The organism is Bacillus sp. DNRA2 (genome assembly GCF_012843265.1).
Lineage (GTDB): Bacteria > Bacillota > Bacilli > Bacillales > Cytobacillaceae > Bacillus_BU.
Window position 1 is genome coordinate 143,909 of sequence record NZ_JABAIT010000007.1, and the last position, 19,452, is coordinate 163,360.

Here is a 19,452-nt window from a genome sequence, read left to right on the forward strand (position 1 = left end):
GGAAATATGTAATGAATATTGCCTTAATCGCACACGATAAGAAAAAAGATGATCTTGTCAGATTTGTGATCGCCTATGAAGCTATTTTTGAGAAGCATACTTTATTTGGAACAGGAACGACTGGACTAAGAGTGATGGAGGCGACTGGTCTAAAAGTGGAAAGATTTCAATCTGGACCACTTGGAGGTGATCAAGAGGTTGGCGCATTAATTGCAAAAAACAAAATGGACATAGTTTTCTTTTTCAGGGATCCACTGACTGCACAGCCACATGAACCTGATGTTACGGCTTTAGTCCGACTTTGTGATGTATATGCGGTACCTCTTGCTACTAATATGGGCACTGCTGAGGTGTTAATTAAGGGATTAGAGCGGGGCGATATAGAATGGAGAAAAATAGTCAACCAGTCATGAACGGAGAAAACATTCAACTAGATATTTTGGCCATCGGTGCCCATGCTGATGATGTAGAAATCGGAATGGCAGGGACGATAGCCAAGTATGCTGCAATGGGAAAGAAAATTGGTATTTGTGATCTCACGAAGGCAGAGCTTTCTTCAAATGGAACGGTAGACCGGCGTAAACAAGAAGCGCAGGCTGCTGCAGAATCGCTAGGTGTCAAGGTAAGAATGACATTGGATATTCCAGACAGGGGCATTTATCTAAATGATGAAACGATGAAAGAAGTGGTCGAAATAATTCGGCGCTATCGACCAAAGCTAGTGTTTGCACCCTATTTTGAAGATCGTCATCCTGATCATGGGAATTGTGCCCGCCTTGTTGACGAGGCGGTTTTTTCAGCGGGAATAAAAAACTACTTTCCCGAAAGTGCTTATCCAGCACACAAACCTGATAATTTATATTTTTATATGATAAATGGGTTCCATAAACCGGACTTTGTCATAGATATTTCTGCTTACTTTGATAAAAAGCGAGCCTCACTCGAAGCTTATCAAAGCCAGTTTGAACGAGGCGCTAACTCAATAGATACACCACTTGTTAATGGCTATATAGAATCAGTTGAAGCGCGGGAAAGGCTGTTTGGTAAAGAAGTGGGAATTCAATATGCAGAAGGTTTTAAGGTGAAACGACCAATCCTTGTTGATAACGACTTGTTAGGGGAACATGAATGAAAAAATTAAAGATTGGTATAACTTGTTACCCGACCATCGGAGGTTCGGGTGTTGTAGCAACAGAATTAGGGAAACTATTAGCTGAACGTGGACATACCATTCACTTTATTTCATCGAGCTTACCGTTTCGTTTGAAAAAAATGTATCATAATATTTCATACCATCAGGTTGAAGTGAATCAGTATTCCGTATTTCAATATCCACCATATGATATCGCTTTAGCTAGTAAAATGGCTGAAGTAGCTAATATGGAGGAACTTGACCTGTTACATGTGCATTATGCAATTCCACATGCAGTGTGTGCAATACTAGCGAAGCAGATGAGCGGCAGAGATTTAAAGGTTGTCACGACTTTACATGGGACGGATATTACGGTCCTTGGGAATGATCCTTCACTTTCAGAGGCAATCCGATTTGGTATTGAGAAATCTGATTATGTAACAGCAGTATCGAATGCGCTTATTACTCAGACGAATGAATTATTACATCCGGATCAATCGATTCATACAGTGTATAATTTTATCGACACAAGGGTGTATCAAAAGACCGACGCTTATCACTTACGAGAGGAATTTAATATTCGTGATGACGAGAAAATCGTGATTCACGTTTCAAATTTCCGGCCGGTTAAGCGCGTAGAAGATGTAGTGAAAACATTTGCCAAGATTGCAAGAGAGCTACCTGCAAGGCTATTATTAGTTGGTGATGGACCAGAAATGTCGATTGTTTCAAAACTTGTCTGTGCTTTAGGGCTTCGCGATAAGGTTTGTTTTTTAGGAAAGCAAGAAAATTTGGAAGAGCTCTATTCTATTAGTGATTTAATGTTGTTATTGTCTGAAAAGGAAAGCTTCGGTTTAGTAGCATTAGAAGCAATGGCCTGTGGAGTGCCTTGCATTGGTACGAATGTAGGTGGGATACCAGAGGTAATCATCGCTGGTGAGAATGGTTTTGTCTGTGAATTAGGCGATATTGCTGACATTGCAAAAAAGGCACTTGAGCTTCTCTCTGATGATGAGCTCCATCATAAATTTTCTATCAATGCGATGAATACAGCCAAAATGAAGTTTGCAGCAGACCAAATTGTATCGCAATATGAAGACATTTATTATAGTTTGTTAGAGTCTGGTGAATAATGTGAATCCTTTATTTATAAATGCCCTACCAATATTAACTAAAATTGAAGAAGCCGGCTTTGAAGCCTATTTTGTTGGTGGTGCAGTCAGAGACCAACTTTTAGGGCGATCAATTTCTGATGTGGACATTGCCACTTCTGCCACACCAGTGGAGATTATGGAGATTTTTCCATACACGGTTGATGTTGGAATTGAACACGGTACTGTACTTGTGCTCTATCAAGGAAACAGCTATGAAATTACAACCTTTCGTGCTGAGACGAGCTATCGTGATTTTCGGAGACCTGATGAAGTAAAGTTTATCAGGTCGCTTACCGAGGATTTACAGCGGCGTGATTTTACAATGAATGCGATAGCCATGAATAAAGACGGTGAAATCATCGATCCTTTTTGCGGAAGGCAAGCTTTACTAGACAAAAAAATCATCACAGTTGGAAGTGCGCAAGCTCGATTTTCAGAGGATGCATTAAGAATGATGCGAGCGATTCGCTTTGTAAGTCAGCTTTCGTTTAGCTTAGATGATGATTGTTTAGAAGCTTTGAAAAATATGGGGCATTTACTTTCGCACATTGCTGTTGAAAGAAAGCTCGTCGAGTTTGAAAAGCTTTTGAACGGGAAGAGTCGTAATGAAGCCATTCGATTACTGTGCAGTACAAATTTGGTGCAACACTTGCCTGAATTACGTTTATATCAAAAACATATTGATGAAGTTGTTCAATTTAAAACAAGAGATCTTTCAGTAGAAGAAATGTGGGGCTTACTTGTTTATTTAATTGAAGTAAGGGCGGATAAACTGGAGAATTTTTTACGAAGCTGGAAATTACCGGTGAAAAAAATTCGTGAAATTAAAGGAATTGTTCACTGGCTAAACTTTCGACTGTTAAAACCTTGGACGCTTCAGGCTATGTATGAGGCTGGAGTTGAAATGATTGTTCATGCCCAGAGACTAGTGAATGTGTTAAGGGGTAATGAACCGGCTGACGGCATTCCGTCATTAATCAAACAATATCATCAACTGCCAATTAAATCAAAACAGGATCTTAAACTGACGGGAACTGACTTAATGAAGTTATTGAACAGGGCCCCAGGACCATGGATAAAGGAAACGTTGACCATAATTGAAAATAATATTCTTGATGGACAATTAGAAAATGAGTGTGAAAAAATAAGGGAGTGGGTGAAATCGTGCAATCCGAAGTAAGAAAAAAGCTGATTGATGCTTTTACTGCAGCAAATGGAGATTATTTATCAGGTCAATATTTAGCGGACCTGATTGGCTGTTCGAGAACAGCAGTTTGGAAGCATATTGAAGAACTGCGAAAACATGGCTTTGAATTAGAAGCGATTCAAAGAAAAGGATATCGCATTATTAAAACACCTGAACAAATTTCTGCCGATGAGGTCCGTCTAGGATTAACGACGGATTTTCTTGGGCAAAACATCCATTATCAAGACAGCGTGGAATCAACGCAAAAAATTGCCAAAACCCTATCCTATGAAAATGCTCCTGAAGGAACGGTGGTTATTGCAGAAGAGCAATTATCTGGCCGCGGCAGGATGAATCGAGTTTGGCATTCTCCAAAATATACCGGTGTTTGGATGAGTATGATATTGCGACCCAATATTCCCTTGCAAAAGGCACCGCAATTGACGTTAATTACTGCTGTAGCAGTAGTAAAAGCCATCGAAGAGGTAACGAAATTAGCACCTGCAATTAAATGGCCAAATGATATTCTACTTCATGGAAAAAAGGTAACTGGAATCCTAACTGAACTTCAGGCTGAGGCTGATCAAATCTTTGCGATTATTATCGGTGTCGGGATCAATGTAAACCAAAAGCTCGAGGATTATCCTGAAGATCTTCGCAATATTGCCACTTCACTTATGATTGAATCAGGCGAGAAAGTTTCAAGAGCACAAATCATTCGTAGCATTTTAAGTAATTTTGAAAAACTTTATTTGCTTTACTTAGAGCAAGGCTTTACTCCAATTAAATTACTTTGGGAAAGCTATGCCATTAGTATTGGAAAGATGATTGTCGCTAGAACGATTAATGAAAATATTCGAGGTAAGGCGTTAGGAATTACTGAAGACGGGGTCTTGCTAATTGAAGATGAGACTGGTAAAATACATCATGTTTACTCGGCAGATATAGATATCTCAGAAAATTGAGAAATTTGTAGCCAAGACCAATATACTTTTGATATAATCTTTTTGGGCAGTATCGAAAGAACTGCACCTATTAAAAATAATATATTAAATTAATAATGGATATCTGCCTAGATCCATAATACGGACCAGGACAGAGGGATAAAACAAACAATACATGCCAATTCAAATCCTTCTGCCATTAGAAGGATTTTTTTATTGTTTTGTCTCCTCTTTCCTATGAAACGGAGGAAAGATGATGAAGCAAACGACTGATTTTTTGAAAATGAAAGCAACAAATGAAAAGATTGTCATGCTAACAGCCTACGACTACCCGCAAGCAAAGCTTGCCGAAAAAGCAGGCGTCGACATGATCCTCGTTGGGGATTCCCTCGGAATGGTAGTATTAGGCTATGATTCTACTATTCCTGTAACGATGGAAGATATGATTCATCATACAAAAGCAGTTAAAAGAGGCGCAGGAGACACTTTTATTGTAGTGGACATGCCTTTTATGAGCTATCACCTCTCACGGAAAGACACCTTGGTAAACGGAGCTAGGCTTATCCAAGAAACTGGTGCTCATGCCGTTAAAATCGAAGGAGCAGACGAGTTTGTGCTTGAAGGTATTCAAGCTCTCACAAACGCTGGAATTCCTGTCGTTGCCCACCTCGGTTTAACGCCACAATCAGTTGGGGTGCTTGGAGGTTATAAAGTCCAAGGTAAAGACGCGAAACAGGCCCAAAAACTGATTGAGGATGCGGTTAAATGTCAGGAAGCAGGTGCATTTGCTGTCGTACTGGAATGTGTTCCTAAGCAACTAGCAAGGGAAATCCAACAGCGGTTAACGATTCCAACAATAGGAATTGGAGCAGGAATTGACTGTGATGGACAAGTGCTAGTTTTTCATGATGTAGTTAATTTCGGTGTGGACCGTGCACCAAAATTTGTTAAACAATATGCTGATAGCAATGAATTAATTACACTCGGAATTAATTCATATGTTACCGAAGTTAAAATAGGCTTGTTCCCTACCGAGAAGCACAGCTTCACGATGAAAGAAGAGGAACTAGTCGGGTTATATGGAGGCAAATAATGAAGGCTTTTACAAAAATATCCGAGCTACGCGCTGAGTTACTTAAGGAGAAAGCGGCTGGAAAAACAGTTGGATTTGTACCAACAATGGGTTATTTGCATGAAGGGCATGCGTCGTTGATGGACAATGCAAGAAAAGAAAACGATGTGGTGGTATTGAGTATTTTCGTCAATCCACTCCAATTTGGTCCAAAAGAGGACTTTGCCTCTTATCCGCGCGATTTTGAGCGGGATCAACAAGTGGCTAAAAACCACGGTGTCGATTATATTTTCCATCCAACCGCCGAGGAGATGTATCCACAACAGCCGTCTGTAATTGCTGTTGTTCAAGATCGGACAGAAGTACTTTGCGGTAAATCTCGACCAGGACATTTTGATGGGGTTGCAACTGTTCTATCAAAGCTGTTTAATATTGTCCAACCTAATCGTGTGTATTTTGGAATGAAGGATGCACAGCAGGTTGCGGTAGTATACGGCTTAGTAAACGACTTTAATATTCCACTAGAAATTGTTCCGGTTCCAACTGTTCGCGAAGAGGATGGCTTAGCAAAAAGTTCTCGAAATGTGAATTTATCACCAGAAGAACAAAATCAGGCTCCAGCTATTTATCAAGGATTAAAATTAGCGGACCAAGCCATTCAGGCTGGTGAAACAAATTCAGCAAAGCTTGTGAAGATTGTTGAGACTCATATAAATGAACATACAGAAGGAATCATCGATTACATTGAAATCTATTCATATCCTGAGCTAAAAGAAATTGAACAAGTGACTGGGAAAATTATTATTGCTGTCGCTGTCCGATTTAGCAAAGTTAGACTAATCGATAATCTTATCATTCAATTATAGGGCTTTCAGAGCCTAAATAGGGGGAAAATTATGTTTCGCACAATGATGAACGGGAAAATCCATCGTGCCCGAGTGACCGAAGCGAATTTAAATTATGTTGGCAGTATTACGATAGATGAGGATATTTTAGACGCGGTTGGTATGCTTCCAAATGAAAAGGTTGCAATCGTTAATAATAACAATGGCGCACGTTTTGAAACGTATATCATTCCAGGAAAAAGAGGGAGTGGAGTGGTTTGCTTAAATGGTGCCGCCGCTCGTCTTGTTCATGAGGGCGATGTTGTTATCATTATCTCTTATGTATTAGTTTCAGAAGAAAAAGTGAAAGATCATAAGCCTAAAGTTGCGATTATGAATGAATACAATCAAATTGTTGAAATGATTAATGCGGAACCAGAAGCTACAGTTATGAACGTGTAACCCCCATAACCTGGGGGTTTTTTATTGTGTTTTCTAATTATCTGTGTTTTTGCTGTTTAAGGGAGAGTAGTTTGTGGAAAAAAGTTAAAAGATGCGCTTTTGATTTTTCCATAAGTATGATACCGTTGGTTTTGAATGAAGGGTTGAGGTGTAGGACATGGTTAATAAGTATGTTGTGGTGGATTTAGAAACAACCGGAAATTCACCAAAACGTGGCGATAAAATCATTCAATTTGCAGCGGTTGTCATTGAAGATGGGAAAATTACAGAGCAGTATTCATCCCTGATTAATCCACAACAAAATATTCCAGTATTTATCGAGGAGTTAACGGGATTGAATGACAGTATGGTTGTCAATGCTCCGCTATTTAGTGAAATAGCCGCAAAAGTAACGGATATTTTAGATGATGGATATTTTGTTGCCCATAATGTTTTATTCGATTTATCTTTTCTACAGGATGAGCTGTTAGAGGTTGGTTGTAAGGGGTTCTATGGTCCAGTGCTTGACACAGTTGAACTTGCTCGTATCTTGTACCCAACAGCTGATAGTTATAAGCTAGGCGATTTAGCGAGGTCAGAAGGTCTAGAGCATGACAGACCCCATCAGGCTGATAGCGATGCTTATGTGACTGCAGAGCTTTTTCTCAAGCTCTTGGAACGCTTAAAAGCTTTACCACTTGTGACCTTAAGGCAACTATCAAAGTTGTCAGGAGGATTAAAAAGTGATATTCAATTATTAATTGAAGAAATCATCACGAAAAAGCAGCAATCATTAGAGTATATTTCTCCACAGCTTGATATCGTTCGTGGGCTTGCAATTAAAAAATCTGATCATCTGAGATATAAAACTGAACAAGGACAGCCAATAGGACTAGTTTATCCTGTTACTGAAACGGAGAAAGAAGAGCTGTTAAAAAACACATTTCCTGCTTATGAAAAACGTTTGGGTCAATTTATGATGATGGACACAGTATATGAAGCATTGACATCTGAAAAGCATGCTGTGATAGAAGCAGGGACAGGAGTAGGGAAATCGCTTGCCTATTTAATTCCAGCGGCAATCTATTCTTATGAAACAACTAGCAAAATCATTATTAGCACCCTTTCAACACAATTGCAGCATCAGCTTATCACGAAGGATATTCCGCTATTAAATAACATTTATCCGAATACCATTAAGTCATGCATATTAAAGGGGCGCAGTCATTATCTTAGTTTGGCGAAATTCGAGAAATCCCTCAAAGAGGTGGAAGATAATTACGATACACTGTTAACCAAGATGCAAATTTTGGTTTGGCTAACAGAGACCGATTCGGGTGATGTTGATGAATTGAACCTGTCAAGTGGCGGACATATTTTTTGGAATAAAATAAGAAATGATTATGACTTGTTTCTTAGTGACAAGCACTGGCAGGCATACGATTTTTATCAAAAGGCAAAGGATGAAGCTCTTGCTGCAAACTTAATTATTACGAACCATGCACTTCTCCTTGCTGACCTTGTTGCTGAAAAGGCTTTATTGCCAGATTACGATTTTGCCATAATTGATGAGGGGCATCATTTTGAAAAGGCTGCTGGGAAACATTTTGGTGTCTCAATTGATTATTTATCCAGTCGGTTATTATTTAGTCAAATCGGCACCCTCGAACAAAAGCAGTTACTATATCGCTTTGATCAGCTTCTTCACGCGCATAAGGCAACTCCGAAACGACATTCCATTGAAATCAACTCGCTAATGGGTGAGCTTATCTATGTAATGGATGAGTTTTTTAAAATTGTTGCGATTTTTGTTAAATCTAAACAGAGGCAACAAAAATCCGCTTCTAGTCGAGTCTCAATTAGAATAAAAGCAGATGAAGACGGAAAGGAATGGAGTGCGCTCCTGACAGAAGCTGAGCGATTTTCATTTTTATTAAAAGATGTAATTGAATATTTTTCAGAATCGATTGCGACCTTTCAACTTATGGCAAAAAGCTTTTCAACTGAGCAAAAACAATTGTTGGAAGAAATTGCAACACTTATTCTCCAACTTACGGAGTTTCGTGAAGTAATTAAAGCTGTCTTTTTCTCACCGACTCAAAGTCATGTGCGTTGGGTAGAACTCGACATGCGTTCCGTTCAAAATTCAACTACCATTTATGCTTTTCCGGTCAATGTTGGTGATTATTTGCAACAACATTTTTTTGCTAAAAAGAAATCAGTCATTGTTACCTCGGCAACATTAACGGTAAAAAATAAGTTTGATTATATTGTGAGAGAACTTGGGATTAAGCAGGAAAAATGTTTATATCGATTGATCCCTTCGCCTTTTGATTATGAAACACAAGTTCAATTAATCATTCCAGAGGACTTACCAGAAATCAATGTGGTTTCCCAGCAGGATTACGTAGTCGGGATAACCGAGCATATCATATCGATAGCTGAGGCTACAAAGGGACGGATGTTAATCCTGTTTACTGCTCATGATATGCTGAAACGGACCTATGATTTACTTCGTGAGAGTGGGTTTTTATCAGATTTTGCGATTATGGCTCAAGGTATTACAAGTGGCAGTCGTTCGCGATTAACCCGAAATTTTCAACGATTTGAAAAAGCGATTTTATTAGGTACTAGCAGTTTTTGGGAAGGGATAGATATCCCAGGTGAAGACCTCTCGTGCTTAATTATTGTTAGGCTCCCTTTTTCACCACCAGACGAGCCAATAACGGAGGCTAAAAGTGAAATAATTAAGCAATTAGGTGGCAATCCTTTTTCAGACTATAGCTTACCTGAAGCCGTCATTCGTTTTAAACAAGGTTTTGGAAGATTAATTAGAACCTCTACTGACAGGGGTGTCATTATTGTGTTTGATCGGCGAATTGTTACAACGAAATATGGAAGAGCGTTTTTACAATCGATTCCTAACGTAACCATGAGAAAATACTCACTCAATGAAATGGTTAAAGCGGTTAAAAGTTGGTTGTAAATTTTTAGTATCGACTGGTAATAATATCTCGTGAATGACACACGATATAGCTAACGTTACTTTTGGAGGAAAACAAATGAAGTGGCTACTCGTGCCGTTCCTATTTTTTACGCATTGGTACTATACCCCGTTGGAATCACCGTCTAATCCGGTTGAGATTAACAGCATTGATTTAAATTTAAAAAAGACTGAATTAGCGATGACTTTTTTCTCATTATCAGATGGTGAAGCTGCGTTAATCCAGCATCCAAACGGCAAAAGTGTTTTAATCAATTCAGGTGGCCGAGATACAAAGCAGGAATTAATCAATTTGCTAAATCTGTATCATGTTAAACAAATTGATACAGTACTATTAACAAGTGATAAAGACTGCTGTGTGAAAAATCTCAATTGGATGATTGAGCAATTTTCAGTGCGATCTTTAATCAGTGGGAGAAGTGTGGCACAAGCGCTCCAACATGCGGATGTAACAGACCAAGCAATGAATGTTCAGGCATTAAATACAGGAGAACAATGGGAGGTTCTTCCAGGTGTGGTGGTAAAGGTAATACAGGACAATGAAGGAATGGATCTTGTGATTACTTTTCTCAACCAGCGAATTCTCTGGTTAAATCAATCAAATCTTGATCCGAAAACATACCTTCCAGAAGGAGAAGCGACTCCAACTACAATTGTGAAGCTCCCTGGCAGATTATCAGAAGAGTTTGTTTCTGATGAAATAATGAAGAAGCTCGATCCACAAATGGCTTTCTTTTTCCCAGAAAATCGTGGAGAAATAAATAATGATTTGCTTGAGCAACTTCATCATTCCTGGGTTAGAGTCTTTCATAATCATGATAAGGGAGCAATAACGGTAAAATTTACTGAGAATAATTATGAAATTCTGAAAATCACAGATGAAAAAAAATAGCTGCGCGAATGTTTTGCGCAGCAAAATGCGTGTGTAGGCTAGAAAAAATTTATCGTAAATTTGTTCAAAAAATATACTAGAGTGGTCACTGACTGCTATAATAGGTGAGTATCTTAACATTATGTTACCCAAAATGAACGGGTCTATAATTGCCAAAAATTATATATTGTACATAGAGAAGTGATAAAGATGAAAAAATGGATTTTTACAGGGATTGGAATCATTTTATTTGTGATTGCCTTTTTCTCATTTGTGTATTTACGGTCGGTAAAGCCATTGGGAACAGCTGAAGAAAAGGCGATTGGTGCAGCAAAGAAAGAAGTCAAGCTATCAAAAATAACTGACGTCCAAATTTACAACGGAAACGAAACGTATTATATATTACGTGCGAAGGACAGTAAAAATCAAGATGTCATCGCCTGGATCTCCGCAAAAAATAATGATGTGGTTGTTAAGAAAGCAAAAGAAGGAATAACCCAACAGCAAGCCGTTAATAAATTATTGCAAGAAAAAGACCCAAAGGAAATCATTTCGGTCAAATTAGCAATGATAAAAAAACGACAATGTTGGGAAATATATTACATTTCTCGTAATAATCTGATAAATTATTACTATGTGGATTTTGAGACAGGTGAATGGCTGCGAAAAATCGAGAACATGTAAGAATAAAAAGGAGTGCTAGGAGAATGGAGCTACAATTAGCAAATAGGGTCAAATCATTAACACCATCAACGACTCTTGCTATTACTGCTAAAGCAAAAGAACTAAAATCACAAGGATTAGATGTGATTGGATTAGGCGCAGGAGAGCCAGATTTTAATACCCCGCAGCACATTATTGATGCGGCTGTTCAGTCAATGAATGAAGGTCAAACAAAATATACACCAGCTGCAGGTTTGCCAGCTTTAAAAAATGAAATCATTAAAAAGTTTAAACAAGATCAAGGTATCGATTATACAGCTAACCAAATTATCGTTGGCAGTGGTGCTAAACATGTACTTTATACACTTTTCCAAGTGTTATTAAACGATGGTGATGAGGTTGTCATCCCTACACCATATTGGGTAAGTTATCCCGAGCAAGTGAAATTAGCTGGAGGCGTACCTGTCTATGTTGAAGGTTTAGAGGAAAATGACTACAAAATCACTCCTGACCAGTTAAAACAAGTCATTACAGACAAAACAAAGGCTGTTATTATTAATTCTCCAAGTAACCCTACTGGGATGCTATACAGTGAACAAGAATTGTTGGCACTTGGTGAAGTCTGCTTGAATGAAAACATCTTAATCGTATCTGATGAAATTTATGAAAAGCTTGTATACGGGAATGATAAGCATGTATCAATTGCCGAGCTTTCACCAGAGCTTAAAGAGCAGACGATTATCATCAATGGTGTGTCTAAGTCACATTCAATGACTGGTTGGCGCATTGGTTATGCTGCAGGTAATAAAGAGTTGATTGCGGCAATGACTAACCTAGCAAGTCATTCAACATCCAACCCGACGACAACAGCGCAATATGGTGCAATCGCAGCATACGCAGGTTCCCAGGATGCTGTTGAAGAAATGAGACAAGCATTTGAGAGTCGATTAAATATTATCTATACTAAATTGATTGAAATTCCTGGTTTCACATGTATAAAACCTCAAGGAGCATTCTATTTATTTCCAAATGTGAAGAAGGCTGTTGAGTTAACTGGTTATGCTAATGTTGACGATTTTTCGACAGCTTTACTCGAGGAAGCATTGGTTGCTGTTATTCCAGGTTCCGGTTTCGGGGCACCAGATAACATCCGCTTATCTTATGCGACCTCACTAGAGCTATTAGAAGCAGCTGTAGAGCGCATCCACAAATTTGTGGAAAGCAAAATAAAATAATAAAGTATTGTAAAAGGGATCAGAGAAATCTGTCCCTTTTTTGCATATTTTCCTCAGGTTTCGGATATTGATTATAAAAGGCAGTAAAAGGTATAATAAACTCTGGTACATATTTCTAGTTTCGTATTGTTTTTGGAGGGACATAACTATGATTAAAACAACGATTTCAGAAGTCCATAAACACGTTGATCAAGAAGTAAGAATCGGCGCTTGGTTAGCTAACAAGCGTTCAAGTGGGAAAATTGCCTTTCTTCAGCTTCGCGATGGTACAGGCTTCATCCAAGGAGTTGTCGTAAAAAGCGAAGTGCCAGAGGAAATGTTTCAACAAGCGAAGGCTATCACCCAGGAAACGTCCATGTATGTTACTGGAAAAGTGACGAAAGATGAGCGTTCGCCAATTGGGTTCGAATTACAAATAACAGGAATTGAAGTCTTACATCCTGCTGTTGACTACCCAATTACGCCGAAAGAGCACGGTACCGAATTTTTAATGGATCATCGTCATTTATGGCTACGCTCCCGTCGCCAACATGCTGTGATGAAAATTCGGAATGAAATTATTCGAGCTACCTATGAATTTTTTAATGATAAGGGCTTTACAAAGGTGGATCCGCCAATTTTAACTGGAAGTGCCCCTGAAGGCACGACTGAACTATTTGCGACTAAGTATTTTGATGAAGATGCATATTTATCGCAAAGCGGTCAGCTTTATATGGAAGCTGCCGCAATGGCACTAGGAAAAGTATTTTCATTTGGACCGACCTTTCGTGCTGAAAAGTCAAAAACACGCCGCCACTTAATCGAATTTTGGATGATTGAACCGGAAATGGCTTTTGTCGAGTTTGAAGAAAATCTTCAAGTTCAGGAGCAATACGTGTCGTATATTGTTCAATCAGTCTTAAAAAACTGTGTCGTCGAGTTAAAAACTCTGGGCCGAGATACTTCTAAGCTAGAGCAGATCACAGCACCTTTTCCAAGAATTAGCTATGATGATGCGATTAAATTCTTACAGGAAAAGGGCTTTGATGATATCCAGTGGGGAGATGATTTTGGTGCTCCGCATGAAACAGCGATTGCGGAAAGCTATGATAAACCAGTTTTTATCACTCACTATCCTACAACGCTTAAACCGTTCTACATGCAGCCGCATCCTGAACGTGAAGATGTAGTTCTGTGCGCTGATTTAATCGCTCCTGAGGGCTATGGAGAGATTATTGGAGGCTCTGAGCGGATTCATGATTTCTCATTTTTAGAAAAACGAATGAAAGAGCATCAATTGAGTTCAGATGCTTATAAATGGTATTTAGAGTTACGTCAATTTGGCTCTGTTCCACACTCTGGTTTCGGACTTGGCTTAGAACGGACTGTCGCTTGGATTAGCGGTGTTGAGCATGTTCGTGAGACCATTCCATTCCCGCGTTTGTTAAATCGATTATATCCGTAACTGTATACCACTAAGCAGGTTGTCAGCGTTGACAACCTGTTTTTTGTCCTTAATTGGTATTATTTTAGTAAGTCTTACTTGGTAAACATGTTCATGCTATACTTATAAAGAGGTGTCATATAAATGAACAATTCCACGATGTTAGCATGGATAAAAAGCGGCAACTTTTCAATGCCGGCTACCCTGCTTACTCATTATAAAAAATTGAATCTGTCAGATCAGGAAATGATCTTAATCATGCATTTGCTTTACTTCAGCGATAGAGGAAATTTCTTTCCAACTCCGATGGAATTAGCTGAGAGGATGACAGGTGATTGCTCAACGATTTTAAGAAAGTTGATCCAAAAAGGCTTTATCGATATAAAAGAGGGATTTTCCGATCAAGGAATTCGCTATGAGATGTACTCGTTAGATTCCTTATGGGATAAGCTTATTAATCAGATTCAGGTTATGCAAACGGTGCAAGAAACAGAAAAGCACGAACAGCAAGAAACTGATTTATATAGCTGTTTTGAGATGGAATTTGGTCGACCATTATCACCATTTGAATGTGAGTCCTTGGCAATGTGGCTTGATGACGATGGGCATGAGCCGGTAATTATAAAAGCAGCTCTCAAAGAAGCGGTAATATCCGGAAAACTTAATTTCCGATATATCGACCGAATTTTGTTTGAATGGAAGAAAAATGGGATAAAAACGATTGAACAGGCGAAGAACTACAGCCGAAAATTTCGGCAGAATCAACAATACCAACAGCAAAGAGAACAAACTACAGAGAAGCCTGGCTCGGTACCATTTTATAATTGGCTTGAGCAATAGTTCGAGATGCGAGAGAACCAAATTCTCTCGCTCTTTGTTTTTTAAAAAAGGCTGTGTTAAAGCAAAATGTTGTTTTTATGCAAGTTGATTGGAGTGGAAGGCGCGAAGACTCCTGCGGGAGCAGCGGGACAGGTGAGACCCCACAGGCGCTAAAGCGCCGAGGAGGCTCACCGCCCGCCCCGCGGAAAGCGAAGCGCCTGTAACGGAAATCAACAATCACGTTTGACACTGCCTAAGAGTAAAAAGGAAGGGGAGAAACATGTTAACGAAACAACAAATCCGTTTATGTCTAGATAAAATGGGTGAAATGTTTCCAGAGGCTCATTGCGAACTGGTACATTCCAATCCGTTTGAATTAGTCATTGCCGTTGCGTTATCAGCACAATGTACTGACGTCCTAGTTAATAAAGTAACCAAAGAACTTTTTCAAAAATATAAAACACCTGAGGATTATTTAAGTGTTTCGCTCGAGGAATTGCAAAATGATATACGGTCTATTGGCCTTTATCGAAATAAGGCAAAGAACATTCAAAAGCTTTGCGTGATGCTATTAGACGAGTATGATGGAGAAGTCCCAACAGAGCGGGATGAGTTAATGAGGCTGCCAGGAGTGGGCCGGAAAACAGCGAATGTGGTTGTTTCTGTTGCGTTCGGGGTGTCGGCAATTGCAGTCGATACCCATGTGGAGCGGGTCAGTAAGCGTCTAGGTTTTTGTCGGTGGAAGGATACAGTGTTAGAGGTTGAAAATATGCTAATGAAAAAAGTGCCAATCAATGAATGGTCTGTTACCCATCACCGGATGATTTTCTTTGGCAGGTACCATTGCAAAGCACAAAATCCACAATGCCAAGTTTGTCCGCTACTAGATGTCTGCCGAGAGGGTCAGAAGCGTATGAAAAAGGACGTGGTGAAGCAATGAATTTATCAAAGCCATGGCTTGAGGAAGACAAGTATATTCCTCAATTACTTCAGGAATGGAAAAGCTTAGAAATTGAAATTAAGACATTATTTGCAAATCGACAAAATGATGCTGTTTTATTGCCAATGAAGCAAGGGATTGATTTACTTATCCGATTCGTATTTTGGTCTAATAAGCTTCCAGTGGTTAAGCTAGAAGAGGCGGATATCGACGGCTTATTAATTAAACCTGTTAACTTTATGGAAAGAATACAATTCTTAATGCTACGTCCCAATTTATATCCGTCGTTTAGACAATTAACCGAATTGTTTTCTGAGCAGGAAAAGCAGTATTCAAAATACCTTGCAATTGAGGAGACAAAAAGAAAGAAATAAACTCAATATAGCAAAAGAGGATGAATCCAATTGGGGTTCATCCTCTTTTGCTATATTAGAATTACATCGTGACTAATTATGGTTTAATGAACTGCTCCAACCGTTTGTATAGCGGGAACTGGTATTAGTTGGCGTTTGACCTTGTGTATTGGTAGGTTGATTATTGCCTCCGGTTGTTCCGCCGTTATTTGTTTGACCACCATTATTATTTTGATTACCAGTATTGCCATTGTTATTTTGGTCTCCATCATTAACATCACCATGATTTTCATCATCCGGTTGATTCGTATTTTGTGATGGAATGACGACTGTCACGCTGGCTGGGTCACTCCGTTTATCAGCACGGATAGCTGTTATACTAAAGGAGTAGCTTGCACCTGGAGTCGGCTTAGCAAGATTCATTCCTTTTTCAGTAGTCGTTTGCAGTGTTTGTTCCGCGCCACCATTTATTGAAACTTTTACTTCAAATTGTGTTCCTTCACTATTATCAGCAGGGTAATCCCAGGTTAAGAGGATATTATTTGCTGTTTGATCATATCGAGCATTGACACCAATTGGTGATCCAAGCTTATCATATTTCTCTGATACTTCTTTAGGTTCACTACCCTTAACTGCATACTCCGTAATAACTTGGTCACTTGGAGTAAATGAGCTGGCTAGCTTTGCAGTTCCTTTTTCAATTGATACCTTTTGAACAGTTTTAGGAACTGGGAAATCGGCAGTATCAATATCTTTTGAAACATAAGTCATTAAGTTTTTAAACAGCTTTTGAGCAATTCTTTGGCCGTCGCCAGATGGGATATAGGTGTTACGATCATCATAACCCGTCCAAATGGCAGCTGTATAATTAGTGGTATACCCAGCAAACCATGCATCTGGAACAGCACTATTAGGAATTTTAAATTTTCTTCTTGTAGCATCATCATAGTTGGTCGTTCCGGTTTTTCCAGCCACTTGCAAGCCAGGAACAGCTGCAGTTCTTCCTGTTCCGTATGACTCGCGTACAACACTTTTTAACATATCCGTTATCATAAAAGCGGTATAATCTTTCATGGCCACCTTGGACTCTGGTGCAGTTTTTATTTTGGTGCCATCGCGAAGTTCGATTTCCTTAACGGCATATGGCTCGGTATAAATACCGTTATTACCAAAGGTGCTATAAGCACCAGCCATTTGTAAAGGGGAAACACCATCTGACATTCCGCCAATTGCATAGGATTCGAATATCTCTGATAAATGAATACCTAGTCCATCTGCAAATCCTTGAGCTCTCTCAAGACCAACTTCTTGCAATGCTTTAATTGCTGGAATGTTTCTTGACATCCCCAGAGCCACCCGCATTGTCATTGTGCCCAAATGCTTATTATCCCAGTTATTAACGGGTGTTCCATCAGAATATTTCATAGGAGAATCATCAAGTGGTTGATAAGTTCCCCATTTTAAGTATTCAATCGCAGGACCATAATCGAGAATTGGCTTAATCGTTGAACCAGGCTGGCGTTTAATATCAGTTGCATAATTAAAACCACGCTGAACCTTTTGATTGCGGCCTCCACCAATCGCTCTAATTTCTCCTGTTTTCGTGTCCGTGAGCACAAGTCCAGCTTGAAATTGTTCATCTGGGAATTGAACGATGTCATTAGTATTTAACATCGATTCTACATATGTCTGAGCATTTGGATCAAGTGAAGTGTAAATTTTTAAACCATCCGTAAAAATATTAATATCTTCACCGTATTTTTTCTCTACTTCATCAATTACGCGATCAACAAATGAATCAAATGGCTGATCCTTCTTAACACGTTGCTCAACAGGAACTAGCGTAGATTCAACAGGAATCGCCTGAGCTTTTTCCATTTCTTCCTTTGAAATAAAGCCGTGTTGGTGCATGAGTGATAATACAATATTTCTTCGTTTTTCAGCCCGATCAGGGTGATTAAACGGATTATAGTTTTCAGGACTTTGCGGCATCCCAGCAAGTAAAGCAGCTTCTTGAAGTTCTAATTTATCAAGTGGTTTATCGTAATAGATTTTTGCTGCTGTTTTAATACCGTGCGCACCTTCAGACATCCACACTTTATTTACATACATTTCAAAGATTTCGTGCTTTGTATATTTCCGCTCGAGCTGATAGGAAAGCCATGCTTCCTGTACTTTTCTGGTAATCGTTTTTTCTGGTGTTAAAAATGAGTTCTTAACAACCTGCTGAGTTATTGTGCTGGCTCCTTCAGAACCGAAGCCTCTGGTGACATTGGCAATAACTGCTCCACCTAATCGGATGAGATCTACACCGTTATGCTTATAAAAACGGACATCTTCGGTTGCCAGTACGGAATCTTCAACGAGTTTTGGTATTTCTTCATATTCAACATAGTCACGGTTTACAGTTCCAACCTCTGTAACATATTTTCCGTCTTTATCGTATATTTCTGATGGAATCGGATCTTTTAAGGCAGATTCCTCGAGTTTTGGCGCATCTTTTACCATATAGGCGAAAGCGGCAACCCCGGTTAATATTCCAATTATTCCAAGTGCAACTAGTATAAGGAAAATTTTATTAATTGTTCCTTTTTTTGATTTTTTCTTTTTTGCGTTTGGATTATTTCCGGTTTGTTGCTTTTTTTTGCGCTCCTCTCTCGTTTGATATTTCTCTGACATAATTCAACGCTTCCTTTCTTTTGCAGCAAACATGAAAAATTTCATTAGAAGGTATAAAGATAATCTATTATTTTTATATAGTCAATCCTTGGTCGATAACCAAGTGGTAGGGGATGTCCAGATTGGGTAATCTCCTCTATCGTTATTGACTTTCTTCCACCGTCCTTCATTCTTTTCCAATAGGTTAATAGATGCTCTGCCGGAAGAAAAAACATCGATTCATTTGTAGAAAATCGCAAGATAACGAAGCAAATTCCTCCATGTTCTAATACTGCCCTCATATGGTTGATTTGATGTTCATGGAAATTTTTCAAAGGAAAGGAAGTTAAGAACTTTGTTTCCTTTGCTTCAAAATCAAGATATTTTCCTTTGTATATTCCATTATAATCAGTTGTAGATGCTTGTTTAAAATAAGCCTCGCGAATAACGGCGGCACTTCGTTTTGGATAATCAACATTGACAATTTGAACGGGTGTCGGTTTTTTATGAATCACAGCAATGTTATTTTCCAAATAAAAACGATTCGTCTCATTTAAATCATCCTCAAGCGTCATGCCCCGATTGCTGTAAGACAGCTTTTTTTCCACTTTTGCAACGGCTTTTGTTTGATCTTTTGGCTGAATATAACGTCTACCGTTTGGATAATGAAAACTCATTGACAATACACCTCACAAACTACCTACTATCATACCAAATATCAATACGTAATGGC

General features: G+C 39.0%; 18 protein-coding genes. 16 read left to right on the top strand and 2 right to left on the bottom strand.

The features are described 5' to 3' along the window. Positions 1-11 precede the first annotated feature (11 nt). The 16 genes from mgsA (at position 12) to HHO41_RS08600 (ending at position 16,082) form a co-directional block, all read left to right on the top strand. The gene (gene mgsA, locus HHO41_RS08525) at positions 12-413 is read left to right on the top strand and encodes a methylglyoxal synthase (protein ID WP_169097458.1); all 402 of its coding nucleotides are present in this window, start codon (positions 12-14) and stop codon (positions 411-413) included. Beyond that, entirely contained in the window at positions 386-1,132 is a 747-nt protein-coding gene (bshB1, locus tag HHO41_RS08530; protein WP_481747090.1) for a bacillithiol biosynthesis deacetylase BshB1, read from the top strand. Before mgsA ends, bshB1 begins: the two co-directional genes overlap by 28 nt. After that, positions 1,129-2,265 carry an N-acetyl-alpha-D-glucosaminyl L-malate synthase BshA gene (gene bshA, locus HHO41_RS08535; RefSeq protein WP_169097460.1) on the top strand — a complete coding sequence of 379 codons (1,137 nt, stop codon included), beginning with the start codon at positions 1,129-1,131 and terminating at the stop codon, positions 2,263-2,265. The genes bshB1 and bshA overlap by 4 nt, the downstream gene beginning before the upstream one ends. A 1-nt stretch (position 2,266) precedes the next feature. Then, entirely contained in the window at positions 2,267-3,466 is a 1,200-nt protein-coding gene (locus HHO41_RS08540; RefSeq protein WP_169097462.1) for a CCA tRNA nucleotidyltransferase, read from the top strand. Beyond that, complete coding sequence (locus HHO41_RS08545) at positions 3,451-4,437, top strand: biotin--[acetyl-CoA-carboxylase] ligase (RefSeq protein ID WP_169097464.1); 987 nt, start codon at positions 3,451-3,453, stop codon at positions 4,435-4,437. The genes HHO41_RS08540 and HHO41_RS08545 overlap by 16 nt, the downstream gene beginning before the upstream one ends. A gap of 235 nt (positions 4,438-4,672) precedes the next feature. Beyond that, positions 4,673-5,509 carry a 3-methyl-2-oxobutanoate hydroxymethyltransferase gene (gene panB, locus HHO41_RS08550; protein WP_169097466.1) on the top strand — a complete coding sequence of 279 codons (837 nt, stop codon included), beginning with the start codon at positions 4,673-4,675 and terminating at the stop codon, positions 5,507-5,509. Then, on the top strand, positions 5,509-6,354 hold the full coding sequence (panC, locus tag HHO41_RS08555) for a pantoate--beta-alanine ligase (protein WP_169097468.1): 846 nt from the start codon (positions 5,509-5,511) through the stop codon (positions 6,352-6,354). The genes panB and panC overlap by 1 nt, the downstream gene beginning before the upstream one ends. 30 nt (positions 6,355-6,384) lie before the next feature. Next, positions 6,385-6,774: an aspartate 1-decarboxylase gene (gene panD / locus HHO41_RS08560; protein ID WP_169097470.1), complete on the top strand. Its 390-nt coding sequence runs from the start codon at positions 6,385-6,387 to the stop codon at positions 6,772-6,774. Positions 6,775-6,931: 157 nt separating this feature from the next. Next, complete coding sequence (gene dinG, locus HHO41_RS08565) at positions 6,932-9,739, top strand: ATP-dependent DNA helicase DinG (protein ID WP_169097472.1); 2,808 nt, start codon at positions 6,932-6,934, stop codon at positions 9,737-9,739. 76 nt (positions 9,740-9,815) lie between these two features. Beyond that, on the top strand, positions 9,816-10,649 hold the full coding sequence (locus tag HHO41_RS08570; RefSeq protein WP_169097474.1) for a ComEC/Rec2 family competence protein: 834 nt from the start codon (positions 9,816-9,818) through the stop codon (positions 10,647-10,649). Between the two features lie 189 nt (positions 10,650-10,838). Beyond that, entirely contained in the window at positions 10,839-11,312 is a 474-nt protein-coding gene (locus tag HHO41_RS08575; protein ID WP_169097476.1) for a cell wall elongation regulator TseB-like domain-containing protein, read from the top strand. A gap of 23 nt (positions 11,313-11,335) precedes the next feature. Further along, positions 11,336-12,526: a pyridoxal phosphate-dependent aminotransferase gene (locus HHO41_RS08580; protein WP_169097478.1), complete on the top strand. Its 1,191-nt coding sequence runs from the start codon at positions 11,336-11,338 to the stop codon at positions 12,524-12,526. A gap of 151 nt (positions 12,527-12,677) precedes the next feature. Further along, positions 12,678-13,970 (top strand): asparagine--tRNA ligase, encoded by a 1,293-nt coding sequence (gene asnS, locus HHO41_RS08585; protein ID WP_348981245.1) that lies wholly within the window; start codon positions 12,678-12,680, stop codon positions 13,968-13,970. Positions 13,971-14,093: 123 nt separating this feature from the next. Continuing rightward, positions 14,094-14,789 carry a DnaD domain-containing protein gene (locus HHO41_RS08590; RefSeq protein ID WP_169097482.1) on the top strand — a complete coding sequence of 232 codons (696 nt, stop codon included), beginning with the start codon at positions 14,094-14,096 and terminating at the stop codon, positions 14,787-14,789. A gap of 259 nt (positions 14,790-15,048) precedes the next feature. Continuing rightward, positions 15,049-15,708 (top strand): endonuclease III, encoded by a 660-nt coding sequence (gene nth / locus HHO41_RS08595; protein WP_169097484.1) that lies wholly within the window; start codon positions 15,049-15,051, stop codon positions 15,706-15,708. Continuing rightward, positions 15,705-16,082 carry a YpoC family protein gene (locus tag HHO41_RS08600; protein WP_169097486.1) on the top strand — a complete coding sequence of 126 codons (378 nt, stop codon included), beginning with the start codon at positions 15,705-15,707 and terminating at the stop codon, positions 16,080-16,082. The genes nth and HHO41_RS08600 overlap by 4 nt, the downstream gene beginning before the upstream one ends. A 72-nt stretch (positions 16,083-16,154) precedes the next feature. Here the strand turns inward: HHO41_RS08600 and HHO41_RS08605 are convergent, their stop codons facing one another. Both HHO41_RS08605 and recU read right to left on the bottom strand, forming a co-directional pair. Beyond that, positions 16,155-18,740 carry a penicillin-binding protein 1A gene (locus HHO41_RS08605; protein ID WP_169097488.1) on the bottom strand — a complete coding sequence of 862 codons (2,586 nt, stop codon included), beginning with the start codon at positions 18,738-18,740 and terminating at the stop codon, positions 16,155-16,157. Positions 18,741-18,784: 44 nt separating this feature from the next. After that, positions 18,785-19,396: a Holliday junction resolvase RecU gene (recU, locus tag HHO41_RS08610; RefSeq protein ID WP_169097491.1), complete on the bottom strand. Its 612-nt coding sequence runs from the start codon at positions 19,394-19,396 to the stop codon at positions 18,785-18,787. Positions 19,397-19,452: the final 56 nt, after the last annotated feature.